Source organism: Priestia sp. P1_B12_1 (assembly GCF_056406695.1).
In genome coordinates this window covers 103,493-129,162 of record NZ_JBFTZR010000009.1, presented here as the reverse complement: position 1 = coordinate 129,162, position 25,670 = coordinate 103,493, and the positions used below count along the sequence as shown (strand labels likewise).

Genomic DNA, 25,670 nt, shown 5'->3' with positions numbered 1-25,670 from the left:
AAAATTTTTTCAGGGACTTATAGAATATGCTTATTGGAATAAAGAACCAAAAGTTTCCGCTAGGTAACGGAAAATAATTATGTGTAGAAAGAGAGAGGGGACAAGTAAAATAGAACACAAGTAAGTAAGCGGTTACAAAATAGTTGAGATAGAAGGAAAATTTTAATATTCCTATTCTATTTAAAAGGAGGAGATTTGCCATGTATCAAAGGTTAAAAAAGTCTGTACTATTGGCTATTATATTGAGTTTAGCAATTGGCAGTGTACTCTCTTATGAGAAAGCAGCGCTGGCGAAGCAGACGCATGAAAAAGCTACATCCTATCGTACAGTGACAGAGATTTATGACTGGGGAGCGGCGATCACAAAAATTATTATTGACTTAGGTGAACCTGTTCCAACGAATTCACTTACAAAAGAAACGTTTAAGGTGCATGTGGCTCGAAGTGATAGTCGATTAGAACCGTCTTTATTGGAACAAGGAGATCGTACAGTAAAAAAAGCCTATGTATCCGATAAAGATGGACAACCAGCCGTACATACTGGAAAATATGCAGTTTTAGAAATGGAAGTTGGACCAGCTGTTTCATTAGGAGCACCACTAAATTATGATGAATATGGTACAGGATTAAATGCATGGGTAGACAGTCAATATACCATTACTCAGCAAAAAGACATGATAACAAATAAAGGAAAGTTGTCAGGGCTTGTAGTGAAAAAGTTTGCGGGAGAGAAAAAAGAACTCGTAGATGATTTTACAATTAAAAAAGGTATATATCAAAATATAGAATTAGCATACGCAAGTCATGCGCCGGCAAAGGATAAGAAAAAGAATCCATTAATCATTTGGCTACATGGTGGAGGAGAGGGAGGAACAGATGCAACAATTCCCTTATCTGCCAATAAAGCTGTTAGTTTTATCACAAAAGAAACTCAGGCTTATTTTGAAGGTGCCTACGTTTTAGTACCGCAAGCGCCAACAAAATGGATGGATGGTTATACGGGTAAAGCGGATGGAACTTCTATTTATAAAGAATCACTGATGGCCTTAATTGAAGAATATGTTTCTAAAAACCCTGATATTGATCCCAATAGAATCTATATCGGAGGAGCATCTAACGGCGGATATATGACTATGCTTATGATTCGTGATTATCCAAAATACTTTGCAGCAGCATTTCCAGTATGTGAAGGACTAAATGATAGATTAATTACGAATCAAGATATTGAAAAGATGAAAGAAACACCTATTTGGTTCGTAGCCGCTAAGAATGATACGGTCCTTCCGCCAACAATTAACACTCTTCCAACTTATGAACGTTTGGTGAAAAGCCATGCAAATAATGTTTATTTATCACTATTTGAGGATGTGCATGACACCACAGGCTTGTATAAAAATAACGATGGTTCGCCCTATCAGTATAATGGACATTCATCTTGGATATATCTTTATAATAATGAACCCAACGCTAAAATAAACGGAACCACAACAAGCATAATGGAATGGATAAGTGAACAATCGTTGAAAAATTAATCATTTTAAAAAAAGCTGTTGCACATTGAACAGCTTTTTTATTTCTCTTTTAAAACGAAAGACTGTATCTAAAATAAACGATTGAATACTTTCGTGATAAAATAAGGAAAGAGATCACGAAGAAAGGAACAGTGAAAGTGAAACCAACCATTTACGATGTCGCGAAAAAAGCAGGGGTATCGATAGCCACTGTATCCAAAGTAATCAATCAAACAGGCCGTATTAGTGAAAAAACGATAAAAAAAGTGAATGAAGTAATGATGGAATTAGATTATCAGCCTAGCAGTGTGGCAGCGGCGTTAACAGGAAAAAAGACGTACACGATCGGTGTTCTAGTTCCTGATATCTCCAATCCTTTTTTTGCGGAGGTAGCAAGAGCTTTTGAAAATAGTGCTAGAGCAGCGGGATACACGCTTTTTTTATGCAGTACAGATCATCAAACTGCGCGCGAGCATGAATATATAGATCTTTTATTTAAAAAACAAGTAGATGGAATCATTATCGCAACCGAACTAAATGATACGAAGCTCGTAAAGAAGATCGTGAAGCATGATGTACCGCTTGTATTGTTTTCAGTTGACCATCCTTCTATTTCAACGCATGTAGTGACAATTGATAACGTTCGCGGAGGATATATCGCAGGTACGTATTTAATAGAAAAAGGTCATCAATCGGTAACGATTATGACTGAAAAAGATAGGAAAAGCAGTGAAGGACGATTAGCGGGATTTAAACAAGCGCTCACAGAAGCAAATTTATCACTAGAAAATCAGTCCATTATCAGCTGTTATTCAACAGTAGAAGATAGCAGGAGAGCCAGTAAACAGCTGCTTTCCTTGCCTAATAGGCCAACAGCAGTCTTTGCATGTACAGATCTAATTGGGGTATCGCTCATAAACGAGGCAAGGAAGCATGGGCTTTCGATCCCGGGAGATCTGTCGGTAATTGGATTCGATAATACGATTTATGCTGATATTGCTGAGCCGGGTTTGACAACGATTGAACAACCCATTTCTCAGATGGCTACTAGTACGTTTGAACAGCTGTTAAAGTCTATGAAAAAAGAAGAGTATGCGAAACAGCGAGTAACAATTATTCCCGAACTAGTAGAACGTGCGTCCGTAAAAAAGTTATAAAATAGAGAAGGTAAAAAAGCTGCAGGTGTTGGGGACTGACCCCTGTTTTTGAGACAGGGATCAAAACACCTTTCAAACGACCAGTTGCCGGTATTGTACAGGTGACTGGTTGTTTAGTTTTGTTTGAATACGGGCATTGTTATAATACGTAATATAGTTTTTGACGGTTTGCTCTACGATGGTGGTCGTAGTGTATGTCAACTCGTCAAGGTAGAACGTTTCAGACTTTAGCGAGGAATGAAACGATTCGATAGAGGCATTATCTGCGGGAGTCCCTTTGCGGGACATACTCATGGTAATGCCTCTTTCTTTGATTTTTTGTTGATAAGCATACGATGTGTACACGGAACCTTGATCACTATGCAGCGTGCACCCTTCAGGCAAAGAAGGAAGTTGACTTAACGTATCTAAAACAAACGCTACGTTTTGACAATCACCAATGGAATACGCAATGATTTCTCCGTTAAATAAATCCTGAATACTTGAAAGATACAACTGTTTAGGCCCAAAAGGCAAGTAGGTAATATCCGTCACTAGTTTTTGAAGAGGACGATCAGCTCGAAAGTCACGATTTAATACATTCTCTGCAACCTGATAAGGTTGCCCTGTTCGCTGACGTTTCTTCCGTTTTACGCGACATTGCCAACCATACTTCTGCATGACACGTTGCACAAACTTATGATTCATCTTCATCGTTCGATTGAGTAATGCTGTAATCTTTCGATAGCCATATCGAAACTTGTGTTTATGACATTGTTCACCAACTTGTTGTTCCATCCATTTCTTTAATGTATCCCGTTTTGTATGTTGCTTCCAACGATAGTACGTGGAACGAGGGATATTAAGATGTAAACAGATTTGATAAATAGGCACCTGACCTTTTAGCTCTTCCACTGTGTTCACTACGATTTCTGGTACCACTTCCTTTCCAATTCCTTGTACTTTTTTAAGATCTCAATCTGTTGCTTTAACTGCCGGTTCTCTGCCTCTAACTTAGACGTCTTGCTCTTAAATTCAGGACCTTTCCCATATGAATATTGCTTACCTACAGGCTGTTCAAATCGATGCATTTCTCCATTTTTATACCATGTCATCCACGTTTTTAATTGGGTATGATTAGGAATATTCAGCTGTGATAATACTTCTTTTACAGGTATACCAGCTAATCTCATTTCAATCGCTTTTAATTTTATTTCTACCGGATAACTGACTCTTGTCCCCATAGAAAAAACACCTCCAAGTTATTGTTAGGTACTACATACCCGTTTTTTAACTTAAAGGTGTTTTTTATTTGTCTCACTCTAGGGGGTCAGTCCCGTTGAGACACCTGCAGCTTTTTCTTCTTAAGCATATTTATAGAGAGACCGGACTTTTGACTTCGTTTATTGTTTCGCCTTTAATAGTTGTCTCTGTTGGAATCGTAAGGAAACCAGTTAGAAAAGCACCAAAGAAGTACAAGCAAGCAAAGATCCAAATTACGCCGCCCGTGCCCAAAAGACCAATAAAAACGGTTACAATTAAAGGACCTACAAAAGCAGAAAGTCCAGATCCTAAGTTCAACACAGACATCGCAGCTCCCTTATTCTCCGGAGCTAAAGAAGGCACTAACGCTGTAAGAGGAACATAACCTGCTAGTGTTGCACCGTAACAGCATGCGACAATCATCATTACCCAATAATTATGTCCGACGAATTGCGGTACATAGTAGAGAGCAAGTGTTACAATTCCGCATCCAACTCCGCCAAACCACTTGATTGTATTTACCCAGCCAAACTTATCTCCAACAATACCAAAAATAATATTAAAAGCCATATTCACAAAAAACAATGTACCCCAGATTTGCAACCATTCACTCATCGTAAAATCATGTTTCATCATATATGTTGGCAAGAAAACAACAAATCCAAATTGAGCAGCAGAGTTAATAATCTTTACGATGCCGCCGATCCCTACTTTAGGGTTCTCAAATGCAATTGTAATCCCTTTCATTAATTCTTTTGTTTTATTATCGTTTACTTTTTGTACGGTAAACTTGTCTTTATTCATAATAATCGAAAAGATTCCACCGATCAAAACAAAAAGTAAACCACTCCATAAGGTAGCGATTTCGCCAATTTTTGGAACCATATAACTTGAGTAAAAGGCTCCGATTACGCTTAATCCGAGCTGGAAGACAAACCAAAACCAGCCTACTGCTTTTGAAAGCATTTCCTGGGGCGTGCGATAAGACACCCAGACCAAGAATGAGTAAGCAAATAAAGGGTAACCAAATCCTCTAAGAGCATAACAAATTAGTATAATTGTGTAATTCATAATATGAAGTCCTAAGCCTATAAATCCAATGGAACCAATAATAAAGGATATCAAGCCGAATGCCATTGCTTTTCTAGGACCCCACAGCTGAACCAGTACGCCGGAGAACCAGGAAGAAACTGAGACCGTAATGCCATAAACAGTAAACAGTAAAGCAGCATGTTCAATGGTTAAACCTCGTTCTACAAGATAAGGAGATAACCATCCTTGTTCTAAACCATCGCCAATCATAAAAACAATAATACCTATGTATCCCCACGTTAAATGAGAAGGGATCCCAATCCTGTCTAAAGCCGTTTTTCTGGAAATAAATTCATTCATTTTTCACACCACCAGATCGATTATTTTGTGTAAAACATCAAACTAATTTGGTTAAGCGCTTAATCTATTTGATAAGAAGTATACGCTTACATTTTTTGAACGTCAATCAAAATTTTTAATATATATAATTTTCAATCAAATCATTTTAATCATAAAAATATTAGTATGTAAGGAAATAATCACTGAATTCATGATAAAAATACTTAAATATAGAGAATTTCTTTATGTTTCATCGATAAATAGATAAAAAATAAAAATAGTTTTTATAGTATGTATTTAGATTGTTAAAAAACAAATATTCTAAAAAATCTATAAAAATTGTTTGCATTTCAGAAAACGTTATGTATAATTGGAATCAGGAAAGCGCTTAACCTATATAGAGGTTTGAGCGAATGTTTTCTTAACTTTTAATTAAAGGGGAAAATAAGATGGGGATTCTTACAATTGGAATAATTGGTGCTGGACGCATAGGGAAATTACACGTTGATAATTTAAAATTAATGCCGCAAATAAAAATTAAAGCGGTTTCAGATGTGGTAGTAGACCATTTACATGAATGGGCTGCAAGTAAAGAAATTTCGACGTTAACAACAAATTATCAAGATTTATTAGCTGATTCAGAAATTGATGCCGTTTTCATTTGTTCGCCAACGAATACGCACGCATCGATTATTAAAGAAGCAGCTCGAGCGAAAAAGCATATTTTCTGTGAAAAGCCCGTTAGTTTTTCGGTAGAAGAAACAATCGAAGCGTTAGAAGTAGTAAAAGAACATGGAGTGCAGCTTCAAGTTGGCTTTAACCGACGCTTTGATCCCAACTTTAAAAAAGTGCATGATCTTGTACAACAAGGAGAAGTAGGACAGCCGCACATTTTAAAAATCACCTCCAGAGATCCTCAGCCTCCGAGTCCGGAATACGTTCGCGCTTCAGGAGGATTGTTCATGGATATGATGATTCATGATTTTGATATGGCTCGTTATGTAATGGACAGTGAAGTAATTGAAGTATCGGCTTACGGCACGACGCTCATCGATCCTGCTATTGAAGAAGCAGGGGATATAGATACGGCAATTGTATCATTAAAATTTGCAAATGGAGCTTTAGGTGTAATCGATAACAGTCGTCAAGCTGTCTACGGTTACGATCAGCGCCTTGAAGTTTTTGGTGAAAAAGGTTCCGCTGCTGCTGATAATTGCCGTCCTACTACAGTAGAAATATCAACAGGCGAAAGTGTAGTCAAAGAGAAGCCGCTGTATTTCTTTCTTGAGCGCTATACACAAGCGTACATAGATGAAGTAACACAGTTTGCAAGAGCAATTATGGAAAAACAAAGCGTTATTTGTACAGGGAACGATGGGTTACAAGCAGAACGAATTGCTAAAGCAGCAAAAGAATCTTTACTATCCGGGCAGCCAGTGAAGATTGAACATAAAAAATACGCAGTGAATTAATGACGGTAAACGTGGGGATGAAAGAAGTTGGTCTTTCTACCCTTTTAGGAAAGCGCTTAACTAAGGAGGAATAAAGATGAATCCGCTTGTTTTTAAAGAAGATCGTGAGTTAGATTTTATCGCTATTGGCCGCTTATGTATTGATTTAAATGCAAATGAAACACAGCGTCCAATGGAAGAGACGAAAACATTTACTAAATATGTAGGAGGCTCTCCGGCTAATATTGCGATTGGAGCAGCAAGGCTAGGCTTAAAAACCGGCTTTATCGGAAAAGTATCAGATGATCAAATGGGACGCTTCATTACGGATTATCTGCAAAAAAATAAGATTAATACCGATAGCATTGTTGTTGATAAAACGGGGGCCGTAACGGGGCTTGCTTTTACAGAAATCAAGAGTCCTACAGATTGCAGTATCTTAATGTATCGTGATAACGTAGCGGATTTAAAACTAGATCCTACAGAAGTATCAGAAGAATATATTAAGAAGTCAAAGGCTCTTTTAATATCTGGAACGGCTCTTGCGCAAAGTCCTTCTCGTGAAGCAGTGTTTTTAGCACTAGAACATGCACGCAAGCATGAAGTTGTAGTGTTTTTTGATATCGATTATCGTCCATATACATGGGAATCGGAAGCTGAAACGGCAGTCTATTTTAATTTAGCCGCTGAAAAATCAGATGTAATTATTGGTACGCGAGAAGAGTTTGACATGATGGAAAACCTTTTAAACTATAAAGAATCTAATGATCAAGTAACAGCAGAGCGCTGGTTTTCTCACCATGCTCAAATCGTCGTGATTAAGCACGGTGGAGAAGGGTCTATTGCCTATACAAGAGATGGTAAGTCTCACCGCGGAGGAATATTTAAAACAAAAGTTCTGAAAACGTTTGGCGCTGGTGATTCCTATGCTTCAGCCTTTATTTACGGATTGATGCAAGGGCTGGAAATTCCACAGGCAATGCGATTGGGGGGTGCCTCCGCTTCGATTGTCATTTCAAAACACAGCTGTTCAGATGCCATGCCAACAAGTGATGAGCTCTTAAATTTTATGGAGACAGCAACGGAAGTTTTGCAGAAAGCTTAATAGATAAAAGGAAAATCTTAAAAGATTAAAGGAATAGCAACTTATTAAAATTAGATAAAGGGAGAGATATTCTATGACACAGACAGCAGTAAAAACAGTAAAAAACTATATTGGTGGACAATGGATTGAATCAGCTACATCAAAAACGGAACCTGTGTATAACCCAGCGACAGGTGAATTAATCGCACAGGTACCTCTTTCTACAAAAGAAGACGTAGATCAAGCGGTGCAAGCAGCAAATGAAGCGTTTAAAGGGTGGGCAAAAACAGCTGTGCCTAAACGTGCACGAATTTTATTCAAGTATCAGCAGCTATTAGTAGATAACTGGGATGAATTAGCAAAGTTAGTGACGGTTGAAAACGGAAAAAGCTTTAACGAAGCGCGAGGCGAAGTGCAGCGTGGTATTGAATGTGTAGAATTTGCGGCGGGTGCTCCTACGTTAATGATGGGGAAACAGCTTCCTGATATTGCAACAGACATTGAGTCTGGCATGTACCGCTACCCAATTGGTGTAATTGGGGGAATTACGCCGTTTAATTTCCCAATGATGGTTCCTTGCTGGATGTTCCCGCTTGCAATCGCTTGCGGCAATACATTTGTGTTAAAGCCTTCTGAGCGTACGCCGCTTTTAGCTGCAAGATTAGTAGAATTATTTGAAGAAGCTGGTTTGCCAAAAGGTGTATTAAACATTGTAAACGGCGCGCATGATGTGGTAAACGGTCTTCTTGAACATAAGTTAGTGAAAGCTATTTCATTTGTTGGTTCACAGCCTGTAGCTGAGTACGTGTACAAAAAAGGTACGGAAAACTTAAAGCGTGTTCAAGCTTTAGCCGGTGCTAAAAACCATTCAATTGTATTAAAGGATGCAGATTTGAACGTAGCAACAAAACAAATTATTGGAGCCGCTTTTGGTTCAGCAGGTGAACGTTGTATGGCAGCATCTGTTGTTACTGTACAAGAAGAAATTGCGGATCAGCTAATTGAAAGATTAGTAGAGGAAGCAAATGATATTGTAATTGGCGACGGCTTAGAAGAAAACGTCTTCTTAGGACCAGTCATTCGTGAAAATCATAAAGAGCGTACGCTCAGCTATATTGAATCAGGCGTGCAAGAAGGAGCAGAACTTATTCGTGACGGTCGCACAGATGCAGCAGTAAATGGCAAGGGCTACTTTGTCGGACCAACGATTTTTGATCATGTTACGCAAGAAATGAAAATTTGGCAAGATGAAATTTTTGCACCTGTGCTTTCTATTGTACGTGTGAAAACATTAGAAGAAGCTATTGAAGTAGCTAATAACTCTCGATTTGCAAACGGTGCTTGTATTTATACAGATAGCGGCGCAAGCGTACGTGAGTTCCGTGAAAATATTGAATCTGGTATGTTAGGAGTAAATGTAGGGGTACCGGCACCTATGGCATTCTTCCCATTCTCTGGCTGGAAAGATTCTTTTTATGGTGATCTTCATGCAAATGGTACGGACGGCGTGGAGTTTTATACAAGAAAGAAAATGGTAACAACGCGCTGGTAAGTGATTCATTAAAAATCGCATCTCATTTTAAAAGGAAGTATCAGGAATTAAAGATATTCCTTATGCTTCCTTTTTTAAAATCGCAATCTAGTACTAGAAGGGGGAAAGAAGCATGGAAACAGTTAGAATGACGACAGCACAAGCATTAGTGAAGTTTTTAAATCAGCAGTATGTTGAATTTGATGGAAAGCAGCATCAGTTTATTAAAGGGATTTTTACAATTTTCGGGCACGGAAATGTGGTAGGTCTTGGGCAAGCTTTGGAAGAAGATCCAGGAAATCTAGATATATATCAAGGACGTAATGAACAAGGAATGGCCAATGCAGCGATGGCTTTTGCAAAACAAAAACATCGAAAGCAGATTATGGCTTGCACATCTTCAGTGGGGCCAGGTTCAGCAAATATGGTTACAACGGCAGCCACTGCTTCAGCTAATAATATTCCAATTTTGCTGCTTCCTGGTGATGTATTTGCAACTAGACAGCCGGATCCCGTTTTGCAGCAAATTGAACAGTCATATGATTTATCTATTTCTACAAACGATGCTTTTCGACCAGTGAGTAAGTACTGGGATCGCGTAAGCCGCCCTGAACAATTGATGACAGCTATGATTAATGCGATACGTGTATTAACGAATCCAGCAGATACGGGAGCTGTAACTATTTGTTTGCCTCAAGATGTGCAGGGAGAAGCATGGGATTTTCCAGCTTATTTCTTCCAAAAGCGCGTTCACCGCATTGAGCGCCGCCTTCCGACTAGGGACAGTCTAGCAGATGCAATTCAATTAATGAAAACAAAGAAAAAGCCAATCATCATTTGTGGAGGAGGCGTTCGGTATTCAGAAGCTGCAAAAGAGTTAAAGCAATTTGCTAGTGAGTTCCATATTCCATTTGGAGAAACTCAAGCAGGGAAAAGTGCCGTTGAAAGTGACTATCGCTATAATCTGGGCGGAATAGGTGTAACAGGGAACTCAGCTGCTAATACAATCGCTAAAGCAGCAGATTTAGTAATTGGAGTAGGCACTCGATTTACTGATTTTACAACAGCATCTAAACAGCTTTTTCAACATCCCAACGTGCAATTTCTTACCATTAACACGTCTGAATTTCATGCAAATAAACTTGATGCTGTGAAACTTGTAGCTGATGCAAAAGAAGGGTTGCTTGCTCTTATGAAAGAGCTAAAATCAATTGGCTATCAGTCTGGTTATACAACAGAAATTGCAAATGCTAAAGACGCATGGGAAACAGAATTAGAGCGTCTGCATAGCATACGTTTTACTGGTGCAGATTTTGTTCCGGAAATACAAGGTCATTTAGATGAAAGCTTAGCTGAATATGTAGAATCACTTGGTACTCAATTAACGCAAACCGAAGTAATTGGAGAGATGAATAAGCTCCTTGATGACAACTCCGTCATTGTTGGTGCAGCAGGAAGTCTTCCAGGCGACTTACAGAGAATGTGGAAGTCTACTAAACCTAATACCTATCATATGGAATATGGATATTCATGTATGGGATATGAAGTATCAGGCGCACTTGGAGTTAAGCTGGCAGAACCAGCTAAGGAAGTGTATGCGATGGTTGGAGATGGAAGCTATCAAATGCTTCATTCAGAGCTTATTACAAGCCTTCAAGAAAGAAAAAAGATAAACATTTTACTGTTTGATAACTCCGGCTTCGGGTGCATTAATAACCTTCAAATGTCAAACGGTATGGGGAGCTTTGGCACAGAGTTTCGTTATCGAAACGATGAAACAGGAAAACTAAACGGAAACGTGATGAAAATTGATTTTGCAGCCAGCGCCGCAGGCTACGGTGTAAAAACGTATCGCGTAAGTTCTCTTGAAGAATTAAAAACGGCGATAGAAGATGCACAAAAACAAGAGGTTTCTACGCTAATTGATATTAAAGTGCTGCCAAAAACTATGACGAACGGTTATGAATCATGGTGGCATGTAGGAGTAGCAGAGGTATCTAAAAATCAGCATGTACAGGAAGCTTATGAAGATAAGGTGAAAAACCTTGAAATGGCAAGAGTTTATTAAGGAGCAGGAGAAAATGAGGTTGTTGAAGAGAAACATTCGATAAATATAAAAAGGTTTTAATTTCATATAAGGGAGAGGAAGAGATGTTCAAGGAAAATACGGTCAAACTGGGGATTGCTCCAATTGCTTGGACAAATGATGATATGCCTGAACTGGGAGCTGAAAATACATTCGAACAGTGTATCAGTGAGATGGCTTTAAGCGGTTTTAGAGGAAGTGAGGTCGGAAACAAATATCCGCGAAATGTTTCAATCTTAAAAAAGGCATTATCGCTTCGGAATTTGGAAATTGCAAGTGCGTGGTTCAGTACATTTTTAACAACAAAGCCGCTGGAAGAAACGGTAACGCCATTTATTGAACATCGCGATTTTTTATACGAAATGGGAGCAAAAGTAATTGTTGTTTCTGAACAAGGACACAGCATTCAGGGGCTGATGGATGTTCCTTTATTTAAAGAAAAGCCTGTGTTCACGCCAACAGAGTGGAGCAGACTTGCAGAAGGCCTGCACCATCTTGGGAAACTGGCACGAGAAAAAGATATGCATATTGTCTATCATCACCATATGGGAACAGGTGTACAAACAACAGAAGAGATTGAGCAGCTAATGGGGCTTACCAATCCAGAGCTTGTTTCTCTGCTATTTGATACCGGTCATCTTGTCTTTTCAGGAGAAAAACCTCTTTATATCTTAAAAAAATATCTGCACCGTATTAAGCATGTTCATTTAAAGGATATTCGTCAAGAAGTAGTTGATCGAGTCAAAGAACAAGACCTAAGTTTCTTGCAAGCGGTAAAAGAAGGAGCCTTTACTGTTCCAGGTGACGGAGCTATTGAATTTGATGAAGTATTCACTACGCTTGCCACTTCGGATTATAACGGATGGTTTGTCGTAGAAGCAGAACAGGATCCAGCCCTTGCTAATCCTTTTGAATATGCGTTAAAAGCAAGAAACTTTATTAAAGAAAAAAGCGGTCTTTAATTTCCATTGTAAAAGATTTTACGCCTTTTATGTGTTTATGAAAGGAAAGGAGGAGAGGAAATGAAGCCAACCATTTATAGTGTGGCTGAAGAAGCAGGTGTATCAATTTCTACGGTATCAAAAGTCATCAATCAAACCGGTCATATTAGTGAAAGAACAAGACAAAGAGTAATTGAGGTTATGGCGCAGTTGAATTACCATCCAAGCGTCGTAGCATCTGCTTTAACAGGAAAACCCACTAAAACGATTGGGCTTCTCGTACCTGACATCTCCAACCCTTTTTTTGCCGATTTGGCAAGAAGCATAGAAGACCGGAGTCATGAGCGAGGTTTCCATGTTGTAATGTGCAATACCGATAACGATGCGGAAAAAGAGAAAAAGTATCTATCGCTGTTAATACGTCAGAAAATCGACGGTTTAATTGTAGCTTCTGCTTTTCGCAATGCTAATCTTTTAAAAAATATGCTTAAGCAAGATATACCTATTAGCGTTATTGCTTCAGAAATTCCTCACATATCCGTTAATACAGTGACAGTGGATGACTACAAAGGGAGCTATTTAGCGACTGATTATTTATTGTCTTTGCATCATAAAAAAATTGCGATTATTACGGAAAATGCAAAAAGCAATCACGCCCGTTTAGATGCTTTTCGAGACGCTATGCAAGAAAATGGAATCATCGTGCCGCCTCAGCACGTTATTACGACCGAAGCAAGTATTCAAAAAGGATATGAAAGTGCTAAGCAAATTTTTTCAATGAAGGAGAAAGTGACGGCTATTTTTGCTTGTAACGATTTACTGGCTATCGGAGTTATCCAAGCTGCAAAAGAATTCAAAATTGATGTACCGCAAGACTTATCAGTGATTGGCTTTGATAATACGGTTCTTTCTACTACCATTACGCCCATGTTGACGACAGTAGCACAGCCGACAAAAGAAATGGCCGTAAACGTAGTGGATTTGCTGGTTAGAGAAATGGAATACCCAACGATGCATAAAGAACATTTGCTTCTTGAGCCGAAATTGATTATCCGGAAATCAACGGCTCCGTTACGAAGAGACGCCACAGTATCTGTAAATAATTGAATACAATCAAGAGTATTGCTGTTAATAAAAACTCATCATAGTCACATATTCAAAAGAATGTATAGAGTCTATAAAGAAAAAATGAGTGATTAGTAAATTCTGATTGCGCTACTACATAAAGGAGGAATTCAAGGATGTTAGGTAAATTAGGTGAATTAAATAAAGGATATAACGTACTTACAGAAATGACCGGTCAGCACAAAGATATGCTGATGGATATTGGGATTTATAAAATGTCCCAAGGAAAAGAGGAAACTTTACTAGACAGCAGCAGTGAAACGGCTATTCTTTTACTAGAAGGAAAGGTAAAGCTGGAGTGGGAAGGCCATTCGAAAGAACTTCAGCGCCAGTCCCTATTTGAAGAAGAGCCTTGGTGTTTGCACGTTTCAAAAAATGTGGAGGTCAAAATTACCGGGCTTGCCGATAGTGAAGTACTAGTTCAAAAAACGGATAATGAAAAAGAATTTTCATCAAAATTATACACGCCCGAAGATTGTCAAAACACAGTGGCTGGTGAAGGAGTATGGGAAGGTACTGCTCAGCGTGTAATCCGAACAATCTTTGACTACAATAACGCTCCTTACTCTAACCTTGTTATTGGAGAAGTTATTTCTTATCCAGGAAGATGGTCGAGTTATCCGCCTCATCATCATGACCAGCCCGAAGTGTATTACTATCGTTTTGACAAGCCACAAGGATTTGGCTGCGCAATGGTTGGAGAAGATGCGTATCGTGTAGTTGATAATAGTTTTATTACAATTCCTGGTGAATTGGATCATCCTCAAGCAACGGCTCCCGGCTATGCGATGTACTTCTGCTGGATGATTCGCCATCTCGACAATAATCCGTGGACAGATCGTATTATGGAAGAAGAGCATAAGTGGTTATTAGAGCCAGATGCAAAAATTTGGCCTGAAAAATAAATAAAGATCTCTATACGAAATAGGTTTCAAATGTTGAAAAACCTCGAATAAAAAATAATTATGCGTAAAATAATAGTTTATTTTTGTAAAATATGTTTTTATATGTTAAAATATAGCTTGTATTAATATTCAGGCGATGATATCGCTCTTTGCTGCAGATTCCTTTTTAGGAGTCTCTTTTTTTTGGGAAACTGAAGCAAAAGATACAGACGATTCGTATATAAATTAAAAAGAAAAGGAGATAAGCGTAAGCCGCTTATCTCCTTTTCTTTTTAGCGTTATCTAATGCTAAGTTCTTTTTCACTACTTTTTCTAAAGCAACTTCCACGTGAACATTTTTTTCATCGATGTCATTCACAAGCACGACGGTTCCTTTTCGTCCTTTAATCTTTAAATCATCACCCGTAGAAGGAATGTTTTCCCTCAGCTGGCTTAATAGAAGTTTTCTGTTTTCAAAAAAGTGGATAGCCACCATTTTATCTCACCTAATTTCATATGATATGTGTGATACAAAGATGTGTATATGAAATCCTTCCTATACATTATGTCGCCAGGGGTGGTTTTAGAACACATTGAATAGACAATTGTTGCATCGATATATGAAATAAATAGGATGGCATAGTTATAAATCTTCTATTCTTGGACATACTTATACTACTAATCTAAAAAGGGATGTGGATGAAAATGAAGGTGGCTATCGGATTAAGTGTATTTACGGTCGTTACAGGAGCAATTGCGTTAGGGTCGGTTTACTTTTTAGCAGGTATCTTTTCATTTTTCTTAACGGTTTTTTCATAAAAAAATCCACCAAGAGGTGGATTTTTTATTTAGCAGCGGCTTTTGTTTCATGAGGCGAATTACCGATAAATCCAAATTTCCCGCCGACAACTTCTTTTACTTCGTGGATGACAATAAAAGAATTCGGGTCAATTTGCTGGATTTTCTTTTTAATTTTTAATAGCTCGTTCTTTTTAATAACAACGTAAATAATACGTTTATCTTTGTTGGCGTAGTAGCCGTATCCGTAAAAGATGGTGGCTGCATTTCCAAATTCACTGGTGATGACTTGGGCTATGTCTTTGTATTGATCGGACATAATCGTCATTGCTTTTTTGTTGTGGAAACCTTCGATAACGACATCTACGATTTTGGCACAAAGATAGACGAATATAAAAGTATAGAGCATGTTATTGACGCCAATAGCGAAAACTGATGCTAAAATAATGACACTGTCCATGTAGAACATGCTTTTAGAAATATTATAGCCTTTTGTGTAGTTTAATAAATAAGCTAAAAGAGTTGTTCCACCAGTCGATCCATCCGCTATAAAAATGAGAGCCAGTCCTGTTCCCATTAGTAAGGCGCCGAATACAATTCCTAAAATCATGTCGTGAACGTGAAAAGGAATATAGCTGACTAGACCGAGGAAAACAGATGTCATGACGGCTCCTAGAATCGTATAAAGAATCGTTTTTTTGGTTAGAAATTTATAGGCTAAGGCAATAAATATAAGGTTTACAAGAAATGTGCTGATACTTGTAGGGATATGAAATAAATAATATAAAACAAGGGCAATACCAACCGTGCTTCCGTCACCTAATTTATTTGGAATGACGAAAAAATCAATGGATGCAGCAACTAAAAGTGCTCCAACAATAATTAAGATAATGTCTTTATAGATTGTTTTCAATATGCAAACCTCCTTGATTATTAGGATATTTTCATGTGGAATCTTGTTTTTACTAGTGTTTCACAAATGATAAAATAAAAAACGTCTTAGAAATTGTCTAGTTATAAAACTGATCAACTTCTAAGACGAAGAATTACGATACGTGTATAGGTCTTAATCCGGCTTTTCTATGCTTCGATGTCACCGATTATATAAACCTCTGACCGCTATGTCAACGCTGTGAGAGATGTTCAACTTTTCGAAAAATAGAAAGCGGTTTCCTACATAAAAAAAGAATCCTTTGCGATGGTGCAAAGGATTTTCAAATTTATTGGAATAGGGGGAATACGTTATTAGGATTACCATTTTCATAAATTAATATACCTTTATTTTTTAAAAAATTTATTTGTTAATGACGATTGAAAGTTTGTAATTCACATGCTGATTTAGCTCTGTCAAAAAATCATTTAGTTCTTCATTTGAATGAAATTTGCATTCTAGTAAGTAGCAGCCATCGCCGCTGATTTTAAAGTTGTTGATAACGTGCTCCTGCTGACTTTCTAAAAATGTAAGGTAGGGGTGATGATGAATGCTCTGCGTATAGATATTTAAAAATGCATGGATGGTGTAGCCGAGTGTTCGTTCATCAATGTTAATTGTATAGCCTTTGATAATGCCTTCATCTTCTAACTTTAATACTCTAGCAGAAGCGGCTTGTCCGGTTAAATGCACTTTTTCTCCTAATTCTTTCATCTTCATACGTCCATTTTTTGATAGCTCTTCGAGTATGCGTTTATCTGTATTATCTAACATCGCTACAAATCCTTTCGTATTTCAAATCAAAAGGGTTAACTACTTGATGTCACCTATGTATACTGATACGTCTTCTATTTTATACTAAAGGAAAGTAAGAAAAAAGAGCAGTCAATATGCAAGATATAGAAAGCAGCAGTAGTTTGTAAACAGCTAGTTTGACGAAAGCTTAAGCTTGCTGTATGATTCTTTGAGTGTTTACGTGGTTCGTAACCATCCCACGTTAAAAAACTAAGGAGAGAATAGTAAGATGAATATAAGAACACTTTGCGTCAACGGTCTTTTAGCTGCTATGTATATTGCTGTCAGCATGTTAATCCAGCCGTTTGGCTTCACCAATATCCAATTTCGTATATCGGAAATGTTCAATCACTTAATTGTGTTTAATAAAAAGTACGTGTACGGCATTGTGCTAGGAGTATTTCTGACGAATTTGTTTTTTTCACCAATGGTCGCTTATGATCTGGTGTTTGGGGTAGGACAATCCGTGCTATCATTACTCATTACCATTTTTTCTATGCGCTACATTAAAAATATGTGGGCTCGTATGCTTGTTAATACACTTGTATTTACGTTCACGATGTTTATTATTGCGTTTGAACTGCACTTGGCATTTGATTTACCATTTTTCTTTACATGGTTAACAACGGCCGTTGGTGAGTTCATTGTTATGCTTGTTGGAGCACCCATTATGGCTGCAATTAATAAACGTGTACAATTTAATAAGCTAGTTGGATAAAAAAGATGGGGCTGTGATAAATCTCACAGCCCCATCTTTTTTTCTTTGTTATTCTATAAGTGTAGTGATAAACCCCTTATTATTGAAGAGCTTTTCACGCATGGACAAATTACCCATATCTAGCATGTGAAAAGAGCAGGTCGCGTTTGCGATCTGCTCTTTTTGCGTAAGGCAATAGGAAGTATCCGGTTAGATTGTTTTGAAAGAAGGAGTGACAAATCTCACAGCGCATTCTTTTTTCTTTTGTTACGGTATACATATAGTTGGCAAACTCCTTATCGAAAAGTTTTTCGCACAACAACACATTACCTATGCGTAGCAATTAAAAAAGCAGACCGATGACGGTTTGCTTTTTTAATTGTATTTTTACCATTAAATAACTATTTTTAGTTATAATTGTAAAATAACCTTTGTTATTAGAGAGGGGATTGTTTTTTGAATAGAAAGTTAGGAATTCTTGTTTTATTATAGCGGTAGCCATCTTATTTGCAGGGTGTTCAAAAGAAGAAGACAACGTTCCTTTAAGAGAACTAGCAAAGATAAGTATTAACGTAATCAAAGAACAAAAAATGAAGCAAGGGATTTCATATGAAATGGAATTAGTAAACAAGAGCGATTTGACCATCAAACAAAATAATGTATTTTTATCGTATCCTTTAAAAATGAAAAACGGTTATTCTGATAATAAATTTAAGGTGTTAACAGAAAGAAATAAATTAAATATCAGGCCAAAACAAAAGGTGAAGTTAACGGCATTTATTCCTTATAAAGGAACTAATAAAGAAGCGTTAGGTATTGATGAGCCCGACGTAAAGTGCATAGGGTATTGGAATAAGCTTGATGACTACCATCAATTTTCTTTTGGAGGATCCTTAAAGCAAGAGTAATAGAAAGTTTTTTGTTAAATAGTGGAACTTGAAAGGTGTGAAATCGTATATAAACCAAGGGGGAGATTTCATTGAAGAGATATGGACTATTTATCATTAGCTTCATTGTGTTGCTAGGTAGCTTTCAACTGCTATCAGGCATGATTCTTACGCTTTTGTATGTTCCAGAAAGCGCGGATATGTGGAATTCAATTGAAGGTTTATCAAGTAAAGTAATATTTGGCAGTCATTTACATAGCTTTGCTTTTGTAATTCCCGTTTTAGCAGCTACAGCCGCTTTTTTTATTTCTAAAAAACGGGTTAGGAAGAGTTCATAAGGGATTGATAAAGGCGGTGAATGAATAGTGAGTGTAGACACGGATAGATTGATTAGCTTCTTTATTTTATGGGGAACACCCGCTGTTTTTAGTATAGTACTTTAAACTGAGTAAAACTGAAAAAAAAGAAGCGATACGAGACTTAATATCTTTAAAATCTATTGTAACAACAGGATTTATATTGATTGGAGGAGTGATGGCGAGTTTAGGTAGAGTATTATCTCTGCTGCCTCTCCACGTTATAGGTACTTTTATTTTAGCTATTGGTGGTATCGTGGGCGCTGTTGAAGCATGGAAGACAGAAAAAAAGAAAAGTATTGTTATCCTTGTTTTAATAGTATCTATGATTGCTTTTACATTTGTAATATAAATTCTGCATGTAACAAGAGCTGCTCAACCAGTGAGCAGCTCTTCTTATCAGTTTCTTATTTATTGTGTTTCAAGATGCTGATCTCTTTTCTTTAACGTAAGAGCGAGCAGGAACGAAACGACGGCGAAAGCGATGGCTACATAATAGACGGTATGAACCCCGCTTGTCATACTTTTTATTTGTAACAGCGTTTTATTCGTTTCGCTTGATTGTTGAATAAAGTGCTGAGAAGCCATGGTCATAATACTTGTATACAAAGCGGGTCCAATCGCGCCTGAAACTTGGTTAATCGTATTTGAAATAGCTGAACCGTGGGCATGAAGCGGTTTTGGCACTTGATTTAAAGCAAGCGTCATCACGGGACCGATGCTTAAACCTACGCCAATTGTAAAGGCTGCGTATAAGATGGCTGCAGTCGTCGTGCTTGTTCCGCTTGAAATAGTAGTGAACAAACTTAAGATAATTGTTAAAAGGACTAAGCCCGTTAAAAGCAGCGGTTTAAATCCGATTTTGTCAAACAAACGTCCTCCCACCATAGCTGTTAGAGCCAGCGTTACGCCGCCAGGAAGCATAAGAAACCCTGTTTGCAAAGGAGACAGTCCCGCAGCCGTTTGGAAGTATAGCGGCAAAATTAACATCATTGAAAACTGAATCATCATAATAAGAAACATTAAGAAAATCGATCTTGAAAACACAGACGATCTAAAAGGCTTCATATTAATCATAGGAGAATTCAGCTTGCTTTGCTGTCTGACAAATAAAGCAAGAGCTATGACGCCAATTATGAGCGTAAGCCATACGATAGGATTACTCCATCCCGTCTCTTCACCAGCTGCGCTAAATCCATAAACAACTCCTCCAAACCCAATTGTAGAAAGAAACACAGATGGCATATGAATTGTTGGTCTAGATGTTTCAGAAACGTTACTGAGCTTAAAGAGAGCAAATAGGAAAATAAGCGCCGCTGCAATTAAAAGACCTAGAAATATAATTTGCCACGAATAATATTGAATAATTAATCCTGAAAGAACCGGTCCTATTGCCGGTGCAAATAAAATAGCTACGCTAAAAATCCCCATTACGGTGCCGCGTTTGCTAACAGGCACGAGTGTTAACATTGTGCTCATCACAAGAGGTAAAATAATGCCTGTCCCTAATGCTTGAATCATACGGCCCGCAAAAAGCAGAGAAAACCATGGAGTAATAAATCCAATGAAGGACCCAATTAAGTAAAAGCTCATAGCCGTCACAAACAGCTGTCTTAATGTGAATCGTTGAATTAAGAAAGCAGACACCGGAACAGAGATGCCGATTACAAGCATATATCCGGTAGTTAACCACTGAGCTGAGCTCGTTCTAATGTGAAAATCTGAAATGATACTTGGCAAGGCCACGTTCATTACCGTTTCACTAATTAAGCATAAAAAATTCCCAAGAATCAAAATGAAAAGGATAAGCTTACTTTGTGTACTCATTTTTTCTTCTGTTTGTGTCATAAGTGACCTCCTTTTACTAAATTAATTTTTGTTTGCAAACAGCTTGCCAATTTGGTCAGCTGCAATTTGCATAGGGACTGTACTATTTTTAGTTAATGAAAGAGTATAAGCACCTTCAATCCAAGACTGTATAGCTGAACCTAGCTGTCTTGCTTCTTCTTGTTCATAACCTGAACAAACTAACTTATCTGCATAAACTTGCTCCCACTCGTTATACACGGCTTCACAGGCCATACGAAGCGTTTCGTTTGATGACCATACTTCACTCGACATAGCAGCGAGAGAGATATCCGCTTCATTTTCCACTTGCTCAAACATTCGATCAGCCATCAGTTTTATATGATATTGAATAGCTGACGCGGCATCTTCATGAGAAGCGAGGGATTTTTCGATATAAGCTTTGACTCTTTCTCCCGTTTTTTGAATAGCTTCTTTTGCTAACTGTTGTTTTCCATCCGGAAAATAATAATAAATAGATCCTCTCGGAGCCCTGCTTTCTTTTGTAATTTGACTTAGACTGGTGGCGTGATAGCCTTTTTTGCGAAAAAGTTTAGCCGCTGCGCTTAAAATTTTTTCTTTTGAATTGGTTGGTTCCATGAAAACAGCTCCCTGATATAATTACTAATTGATCGGTCAGTATAATGGTAGCAACTCTATACTGATCAGTCAATCCAGACGTCTAGGCCTTGTATATAAGTGAAGATTGATGCAAGTTTCGCAGGTGTAAGCATTGATTGAAATGTTAAGAATAAGGTTACAAAGTATTTTGGACCTATACTTCTATTACTGTTAAAAAAATATGATTAAGTAATGAAATTAAAAGAAGACGAGAAGCGTATAGCATGTTACGATAGGGACGGTATAGAAATTGGCATATGTCTGTTTCTAATAGAAGAGACAAATTTTAAAATTTTTAAATGTAAGGTTGTGATTCACCTGAGACTGAATAAATTTATTAGCGAATCTGGAAAGGCGTCAAGACGCGGGGCAGATAAGTTAATTAGTGAAGGAAGAGTAACCGTTAATGGAAAGGTTGCAAAAGTCGGAGATCAAGTTAAGCCAGGCGATGATATTCGAGTAAGCGGCCAACAGCTTCGGATTGCTCGAAATAATGTATATATTGCGCTTAATAAACCAGTCGGCATTACAAGTACGAGTGAAAAAAAAGTAAAGGGAAACATCATTGATTTAGTCAATCACCCTTTGCGTATTCACCACGTTGGACGACTTGATAAGGATTCAGACGGCTTAATTTTACTTACAAATGACGGCGATATTATTAATGAAATTTTACGTGCAGAAAACAAGCATGAAAAAGAATATATTGTGGCAGTAGATAAGCCAATTACACCAGAGTTTATCAAAAACATGTCTGAGGGAGTGAAAATTTTAGGCACAAAAACGCTTCCTTGTGAAGTGACACAGCTGTCTAAGTATGAGTTTCAAATTATTTTAACACAGGGTTTAAATCGTCAAATTCGCCGTATGTGTGAAGTGCTCGGATATGAAGTGTACCGCCTTCAGCGCACGCGTATTATGAATATCCATTTAAACAACTTACCTGTTGGGCAATGGAGAGATTTAACGAAAAAAGAGCGTACGCAGCTATTCAAAGAATTAGACTATGAACCTAAAGAGTGGTAAATCAAAAGACACCAGCCTGTTAGACTGGTGTCTTTTTTATTCGCATACAACTACTTGTCTAGAAAATACGCTTTTGCGCGCTACGCAGCGATCTGAAATAGAAAAGCCCGCTTCATGAATCATATGGTCAATCGTATCTACTGTAATCACGACTACTTTATCCGCAAAGCGGCGCGCGTGTTTTAAAATAGAAAGCTGATCTTCAGGCGTCGCGTGGGTGTAGAGATTGTAAGGCATGTCGATGATAGCTACATCATAGTGAGTTGTAACATCTGAAATCGGTCCAGTTTTGACATCACCGCTTAAGCCGAAATGCGCAATATTTTCACGAGATCCGTCGGTCACAAGTGGATTGATATCGCGTCCTACAATATCAATACCCATTGAAAGGGCTTCTACAAGGACTGTACCAATACCGCAGCATGGATCAATCGCTTTCATTCCTTCGGGGTTTGGAACGGCAATGTTAGCTACAGCTCTTGCAAGGCGGGTACTGAGTGCTGTAGAGTATTCACGCGGTTTTTTCAAATGATGCAGCCATACCGCTTCGCTTTTTTGATATTTCCCAAAATACCAGCGTCCTTCAAATGGAACAATGCCAAAAAAGTGGTCAGGGTTATGCAAGTCTGCTTCTGCTACAAAATGCCAACCCACATCACGTTCAATAGCACGCTGACCTTTATAACTTATTTTTTGATCTTTTTCCAAGTCATTAATTTTCATAAAAATGAGTTTAAATGTTTTGTCTCCGAGGTCAATATCTTCTACTTGCTTACAAATATCTGCAAGGTCATCTGATTCATACATAATATCTAATCGCTCTTTGATAAAAGGGCTTCTGCTTGGATCAAGTTTAACAGCACTTTTTATGATAGGTTTCTCAGTTTCAATTTCAAAAAGAGAGCGTCTCTCTAATTGACATAGTGAGAGTTCCTCTTCGCTGCATGCGTATGTGTAGATATACTGAGGCAGCTGCGTATGGTTATTCAATATCGTATCATCCTTTATCGTATCTAATTATCCTTCTTCTCAAACAATAGCGAGAAAAGAAGAGAAAAGCAACGAATTTAAATATATTTGGCTGTGAATAATAAATTGAAGCGCTACATAGTCCACTTATTTGACAAAACATGCTAAAATAACTGGTGATAACCTGCATGTGCTGCTGTCTATACAAAAGAACTGGATCAAGGTTTCTCAAAAATCATTTACACACTGCTGACATTTTGATGAATAGGAGAGGCTACGTGATGTCTAAAAGTGATCATGAAAAGCAACAGATGAGTCGGGCTGATATGAAAAAACAAGCCAAAACATCCTCGCAAAACCTTGTGATGAACGTACTCATTGCCATTGTATCTGTATGTATTTTAGCTCTTATTATAAATGTTTTTATACTAATGAAATGAGCCGTTATGCTGCTCATTTCTTTTTGTTAGGTTCAGCTTTTATTGAAGCATTTGAGGTCTCTTTCACTAGAGAGCATATTGTGAATAGCATATCTTTTTTTTACAAATGATAGTTGTGATATGATGAGGCAATAATATATTAGACAAAAAGCTGGAGGTTACTTAGTATGCCATTACTTAGATTTGATGTAATAGAAGGAAGAGATGAAAAAGAGTTAAAAACATTGCTAGACGCTGCTCACCGAGCGATGCTAGAAGCCTTTGGCGTCCCGGAGCGAGACCGTTATCAAATTGTACATCAGCATCCTGCTCATGAAATGATTATTGAAGATACAGGTCTTGGCTTTGAGAGAAGCAAGGATTTGGTTATTATAAGTGTAACGAGTAAACAGCGAACAGAAGAGCAAAAGCAAGCTCTTTACAGATTAATTGTAAAAGAGCTTGGAGAGAGCTGCGGCATTCAGCCAAACGACATTATGATTTCGATTGTTGAAAACGATAATGCTGACTGGAGCTTTGGCATGGGAGAGGCTCAATTCTTAACTGGGAAATTATAAAACGGTTTATTATCTAGAGAAGCCCTTATTTCTAAGGGCTTTTTCTCATTTTGTCTCTAAAAATATTATTCTCTTAGTCACATCTTACTCAAAATTAAATACAGACATCTGTCAAATGAATGATACAATAAGCTTATATGCCGTTTTGAGTGGAAAAGCCATAAAAGAGTTCGGCGTACTAATTTTAGAACAACAATAAATTTACATAAAGATGTAAAGATTTGAAGGTTAAAAGAGAAATGTATAAAATCTGTAAAACAAAAGAACAGTTACGCGTTAAACATAGGAGTAAAAGGTTCTTCACGTGTTTTTTCGGATAAGAAGAGAAAGTAATTTTGATCATTGAGGAGGAACTTAGAATGTTTGGATTTGATGCAGATGTATCGCCACTAGTGCGAATTAAAGTAATTGGAGTCGGCGGTGGAGGAAATAACACCGTTAACCGTATGATTGAACACGGTGTACAAGGAGTAGAATTTATTGCCGTTAATACGGATGCTCAGGCGCTTAACTTATCTAAAGCAGATGTAAAAATGCAGATTGGTGCGGCATTAACGCGAGGATTAGGTGCAGGAGCTAATCCAGAAGTGGGAAGAGAAGCAGCCGAAGAAAGCAGAGAACAAATTCAAGAAGTACTGCAAGGCGCAGACATGGTATTCGTAACAGCTGGCATGGGTGGAGGAACCGGTACTGGAGCAGCCCCAGTTATTGCCCAAATTGCCCGTGAACTAAATGCTTTAACAATTGGAGTAGTCACTCGCCCATTCAAGTTTGAAGGAAATAAACGTACGAAGCAAGCAGTAGGCGGTATTACTGCGATGAATGAATCGGTAGATACCCTTATTGTGATTCCAAACGACCGCTTGCTTGAAATTGTCGATAAAAAGACGCCTATGCTTGAAGCATTCCGTGAAGCAGATAATGTTCTTCGCCAAGGTATTCAAGGTATTTCAGATTTAATCGCTGTTCCGGGGCTGATTAACCTTGACTTTGCTGATGTAAAAACAATCATGTCTAATCAAGGATTTGCGCTTATGGGTATCGGACGAGCTTCTGGATCAGACCGGGCAATTGAAGCGGCGAAAAAAGCGATTTCTAGTCCGCTGCTAGATGCATCGATTGATGGAGCAAGAGGCGTGCTGTTGAACATTACGAGCGGCAGCAGCTTGAGTCTTTACGAAGTACAGGAAGCAGCAGATATTGTCACGTCTGCTTCTGATCAGGACTTAAATATGATTTTTGGGTCCGTGATTAATGAAGATTTAAAGGACGAAATGATGGTAACCGTTATTGCCACTGGATTTGATGATGAAGATGTTTCACCATCAGCTTCTACTTCTAGAGTTTCAAGAGCACGCTACTAAA

Annotated in this window: 25 protein-coding genes and 1 riboswitch; of the genes, 17 read left to right on the top strand and 8 right to left on the bottom strand. The window is 37.9% G+C overall.

Features of this window, described 5'->3' with window-relative positions; translation table 11 throughout:
• Positions 1 to 200 precede the first annotated feature (200 nt).
• Both AC1D0Y_RS23460 and AC1D0Y_RS23455 read left to right on the top strand, forming a co-directional pair.
• Positions 201 to 1,532 carry a prolyl oligopeptidase family serine peptidase gene (locus AC1D0Y_RS23460; protein WP_477707948.1) on the top strand — a complete coding sequence of 444 codons (1,332 nt, stop codon included), beginning with the start codon at positions 201 to 203 and terminating at the stop codon, positions 1,530 to 1,532.
• A 137-nt stretch (positions 1,533 to 1,669) separates the two neighbouring features.
• Entirely contained in the window at positions 1,670 to 2,668 is a 999-nt protein-coding gene (locus tag AC1D0Y_RS23455; RefSeq protein WP_028410213.1) for a LacI family DNA-binding transcriptional regulator, read from the top strand.
• A 72-nt stretch (positions 2,669 to 2,740) separates the two neighbouring features.
• Here AC1D0Y_RS23455 and AC1D0Y_RS23450 read toward each other — a convergent pair.
• Positions 2,741 to 3,891, bottom strand: a protein-coding gene (locus AC1D0Y_RS23450) for an IS3 family transposase (protein ID WP_477707947.1) whose coding sequence is annotated in 2 segments (ribosomal slippage) — positions 2,741 to 3,621 and positions 3,621 to 3,891 — 1,152 coding nt in all. Because the reading frame shifts where the segments join, the coding sequence is not laid out codon by codon here.
• Between the two features lie 130 nt (positions 3,892 to 4,021).
• Positions 4,022 to 5,302, bottom strand: a complete 1,281-nt coding sequence (locus tag AC1D0Y_RS23445; RefSeq protein ID WP_013055219.1) for an MFS transporter — start codon at positions 5,300 to 5,302, stop codon at positions 4,022 to 4,024.
• 428 nt (positions 5,303 to 5,730) lie between these two features.
• Between AC1D0Y_RS23445 and iolG the strand changes: the two genes are divergently transcribed.
• The 7 genes from iolG (at position 5,731) to AC1D0Y_RS23410 (ending at position 14,404) form a co-directional block, all read left to right on the top strand.
• Positions 5,731 to 6,753 (top strand): inositol 2-dehydrogenase, encoded by a 1,023-nt coding sequence (gene iolG, locus AC1D0Y_RS23440; protein ID WP_060745361.1) that lies wholly within the window; start codon positions 5,731 to 5,733, stop codon positions 6,751 to 6,753.
• A 76-nt stretch (positions 6,754 to 6,829) separates the two neighbouring features.
• Positions 6,830 to 7,837 carry a 5-dehydro-2-deoxygluconokinase gene (iolC, locus tag AC1D0Y_RS23435; RefSeq protein WP_060745362.1) on the top strand — a complete coding sequence of 336 codons (1,008 nt, stop codon included), beginning with the start codon at positions 6,830 to 6,832 and terminating at the stop codon, positions 7,835 to 7,837.
• Between the two features lie 73 nt (positions 7,838 to 7,910).
• Positions 7,911 to 9,368: a CoA-acylating methylmalonate-semialdehyde dehydrogenase gene (locus AC1D0Y_RS23430; RefSeq protein WP_050691413.1), complete on the top strand. Its 1,458-nt coding sequence runs from the start codon at positions 7,911 to 7,913 to the stop codon at positions 9,366 to 9,368.
• Between the two features lie 112 nt (positions 9,369 to 9,480).
• On the top strand, positions 9,481 to 11,415 hold the full coding sequence (gene iolD, locus AC1D0Y_RS23425; protein ID WP_477707946.1) for a 3D-(3,5/4)-trihydroxycyclohexane-1,2-dione acylhydrolase (decyclizing): 1,935 nt from the start codon (positions 9,481 to 9,483) through the stop codon (positions 11,413 to 11,415).
• An 83-nt stretch (positions 11,416 to 11,498) separates the two neighbouring features.
• Positions 11,499 to 12,395 carry a myo-inosose-2 dehydratase gene (gene iolE / locus AC1D0Y_RS23420; protein WP_477707945.1) on the top strand — a complete coding sequence of 299 codons (897 nt, stop codon included), beginning with the start codon at positions 11,499 to 11,501 and terminating at the stop codon, positions 12,393 to 12,395.
• Positions 12,396 to 12,455: 60 nt separating this feature from the next.
• On the top strand, positions 12,456 to 13,481 hold the full coding sequence (locus AC1D0Y_RS23415) for a LacI family DNA-binding transcriptional regulator (RefSeq protein ID WP_060745365.1): 1,026 nt from the start codon (positions 12,456 to 12,458) through the stop codon (positions 13,479 to 13,481).
• A 134-nt stretch (positions 13,482 to 13,615) separates the two neighbouring features.
• Positions 13,616 to 14,404, top strand: coding sequence for a 5-deoxy-glucuronate isomerase (locus AC1D0Y_RS23410; protein WP_060745366.1), 789 nt, complete (start codon positions 13,616 to 13,618; stop codon positions 14,402 to 14,404).
• Positions 14,405 to 14,660: 256 nt separating this feature from the next.
• On the opposite strand, the gene AC1D0Y_RS23405 is transcribed toward AC1D0Y_RS23410, so the two are convergent.
• From AC1D0Y_RS23405 to AC1D0Y_RS23395, 3 genes are all read right to left on the bottom strand, one after another.
• Positions 14,661 to 14,879, bottom strand: coding sequence for a hypothetical protein (locus tag AC1D0Y_RS23405; RefSeq protein WP_477707944.1), 219 nt, complete (start codon positions 14,877 to 14,879; stop codon positions 14,661 to 14,663).
• Positions 14,880 to 15,227: 348 nt separating this feature from the next.
• Entirely contained in the window at positions 15,228 to 16,094 is an 867-nt protein-coding gene (locus AC1D0Y_RS23400; RefSeq protein ID WP_013081605.1) for a YitT family protein, read from the bottom strand.
• 381 nt (positions 16,095 to 16,475) lie between these two features.
• Entirely contained in the window at positions 16,476 to 16,886 is a 411-nt protein-coding gene (locus tag AC1D0Y_RS23395) for an Lrp/AsnC family transcriptional regulator (protein WP_060745367.1), read from the bottom strand.
• A gap of 196 nt (positions 16,887 to 17,082) precedes the next feature.
• Positions 17,083 to 17,127, top strand: a riboswitch (PreQ1 riboswitch).
• Positions 17,128 to 17,136: 9 nt separating this feature from the next.
• Between AC1D0Y_RS23395 and AC1D0Y_RS23390 the strand changes: the two genes are divergently transcribed.
• From AC1D0Y_RS23390 to AC1D0Y_RS23375, 4 genes are all read left to right on the top strand, one after another.
• Entirely contained in the window at positions 17,137 to 17,625 is a 489-nt protein-coding gene (locus tag AC1D0Y_RS23390; protein ID WP_013081607.1) for a QueT transporter family protein, read from the top strand.
• A gap of 593 nt (positions 17,626 to 18,218) precedes the next feature.
• Positions 18,219 to 18,512, top strand: a complete 294-nt coding sequence (locus tag AC1D0Y_RS23385) for a hypothetical protein (protein WP_235593559.1) — start codon at positions 18,219 to 18,221, stop codon at positions 18,510 to 18,512.
• Positions 18,513 to 18,583: 71 nt separating this feature from the next.
• Positions 18,584 to 18,829 (top strand): hypothetical protein, encoded by a 246-nt coding sequence (locus AC1D0Y_RS23380; protein ID WP_060745368.1) that lies wholly within the window; start codon positions 18,584 to 18,586, stop codon positions 18,827 to 18,829.
• 196 nt (positions 18,830 to 19,025) lie between these two features.
• Positions 19,026 to 19,199, top strand: coding sequence for a hypothetical protein (locus AC1D0Y_RS23375; protein ID WP_477707943.1), 174 nt, complete (start codon positions 19,026 to 19,028; stop codon positions 19,197 to 19,199).
• Between the two features lie 59 nt (positions 19,200 to 19,258).
• Here AC1D0Y_RS23375 and AC1D0Y_RS23370 read toward each other — a convergent pair whose 3' ends face one another.
• Both AC1D0Y_RS23370 and AC1D0Y_RS23365 read right to left on the bottom strand, forming a co-directional pair.
• Entirely contained in the window at positions 19,259 to 20,695 is a 1,437-nt protein-coding gene (locus AC1D0Y_RS23370; RefSeq protein ID WP_060745370.1) for a DHA2 family efflux MFS transporter permease subunit, read from the bottom strand.
• Positions 20,696 to 20,716: 21 nt separating this feature from the next.
• Positions 20,717 to 21,292 carry a TetR/AcrR family transcriptional regulator gene (locus tag AC1D0Y_RS23365; RefSeq protein ID WP_060745371.1) on the bottom strand — a complete coding sequence of 192 codons (576 nt, stop codon included), beginning with the start codon at positions 21,290 to 21,292 and terminating at the stop codon, positions 20,717 to 20,719.
• 339 nt (positions 21,293 to 21,631) lie between these two features.
• On the opposite strand from AC1D0Y_RS23365, the gene rluF reads away from it, so the two are divergent.
• Positions 21,632 to 22,339, top strand: coding sequence for a 23S rRNA pseudouridine(2604) synthase RluF (gene rluF / locus AC1D0Y_RS23360; protein WP_025601719.1), 708 nt, complete (start codon positions 21,632 to 21,634; stop codon positions 22,337 to 22,339).
• Between the two features lie 36 nt (positions 22,340 to 22,375).
• Here rluF and AC1D0Y_RS23355 read toward each other — a convergent pair whose 3' ends face one another.
• Positions 22,376 to 23,329, bottom strand: a complete 954-nt coding sequence (locus tag AC1D0Y_RS23355) for a TRM11 family SAM-dependent methyltransferase (protein WP_060745372.1) — start codon at positions 23,327 to 23,329, stop codon at positions 22,376 to 22,378.
• 260 nt (positions 23,330 to 23,589) lie between these two features.
• Here AC1D0Y_RS23355 and AC1D0Y_RS23350 point away from each other — a divergent pair, with 260 nt between their 5' ends.
• The 3 genes from AC1D0Y_RS23350 (at position 23,590) to ftsZ (ending at position 25,669) form a co-directional block, all read left to right on the top strand.
• Positions 23,590 to 23,748 (top strand): hypothetical protein, encoded by a 159-nt coding sequence (locus AC1D0Y_RS23350; RefSeq protein ID WP_014461742.1) that lies wholly within the window; start codon positions 23,590 to 23,592, stop codon positions 23,746 to 23,748.
• A 167-nt stretch (positions 23,749 to 23,915) separates the two neighbouring features.
• Positions 23,916 to 24,305, top strand: coding sequence for a tautomerase family protein (locus AC1D0Y_RS23345; RefSeq protein WP_060745373.1), 390 nt, complete (start codon positions 23,916 to 23,918; stop codon positions 24,303 to 24,305).
• A gap of 359 nt (positions 24,306 to 24,664) precedes the next feature.
• A complete protein-coding gene (gene ftsZ, locus AC1D0Y_RS23340; protein ID WP_013055240.1) occupies positions 24,665 to 25,669 on the top strand; it encodes a cell division protein FtsZ in 1,005 nt (334 codons plus the stop codon).
• Position 25,670: the final 1 nt, after the last annotated feature.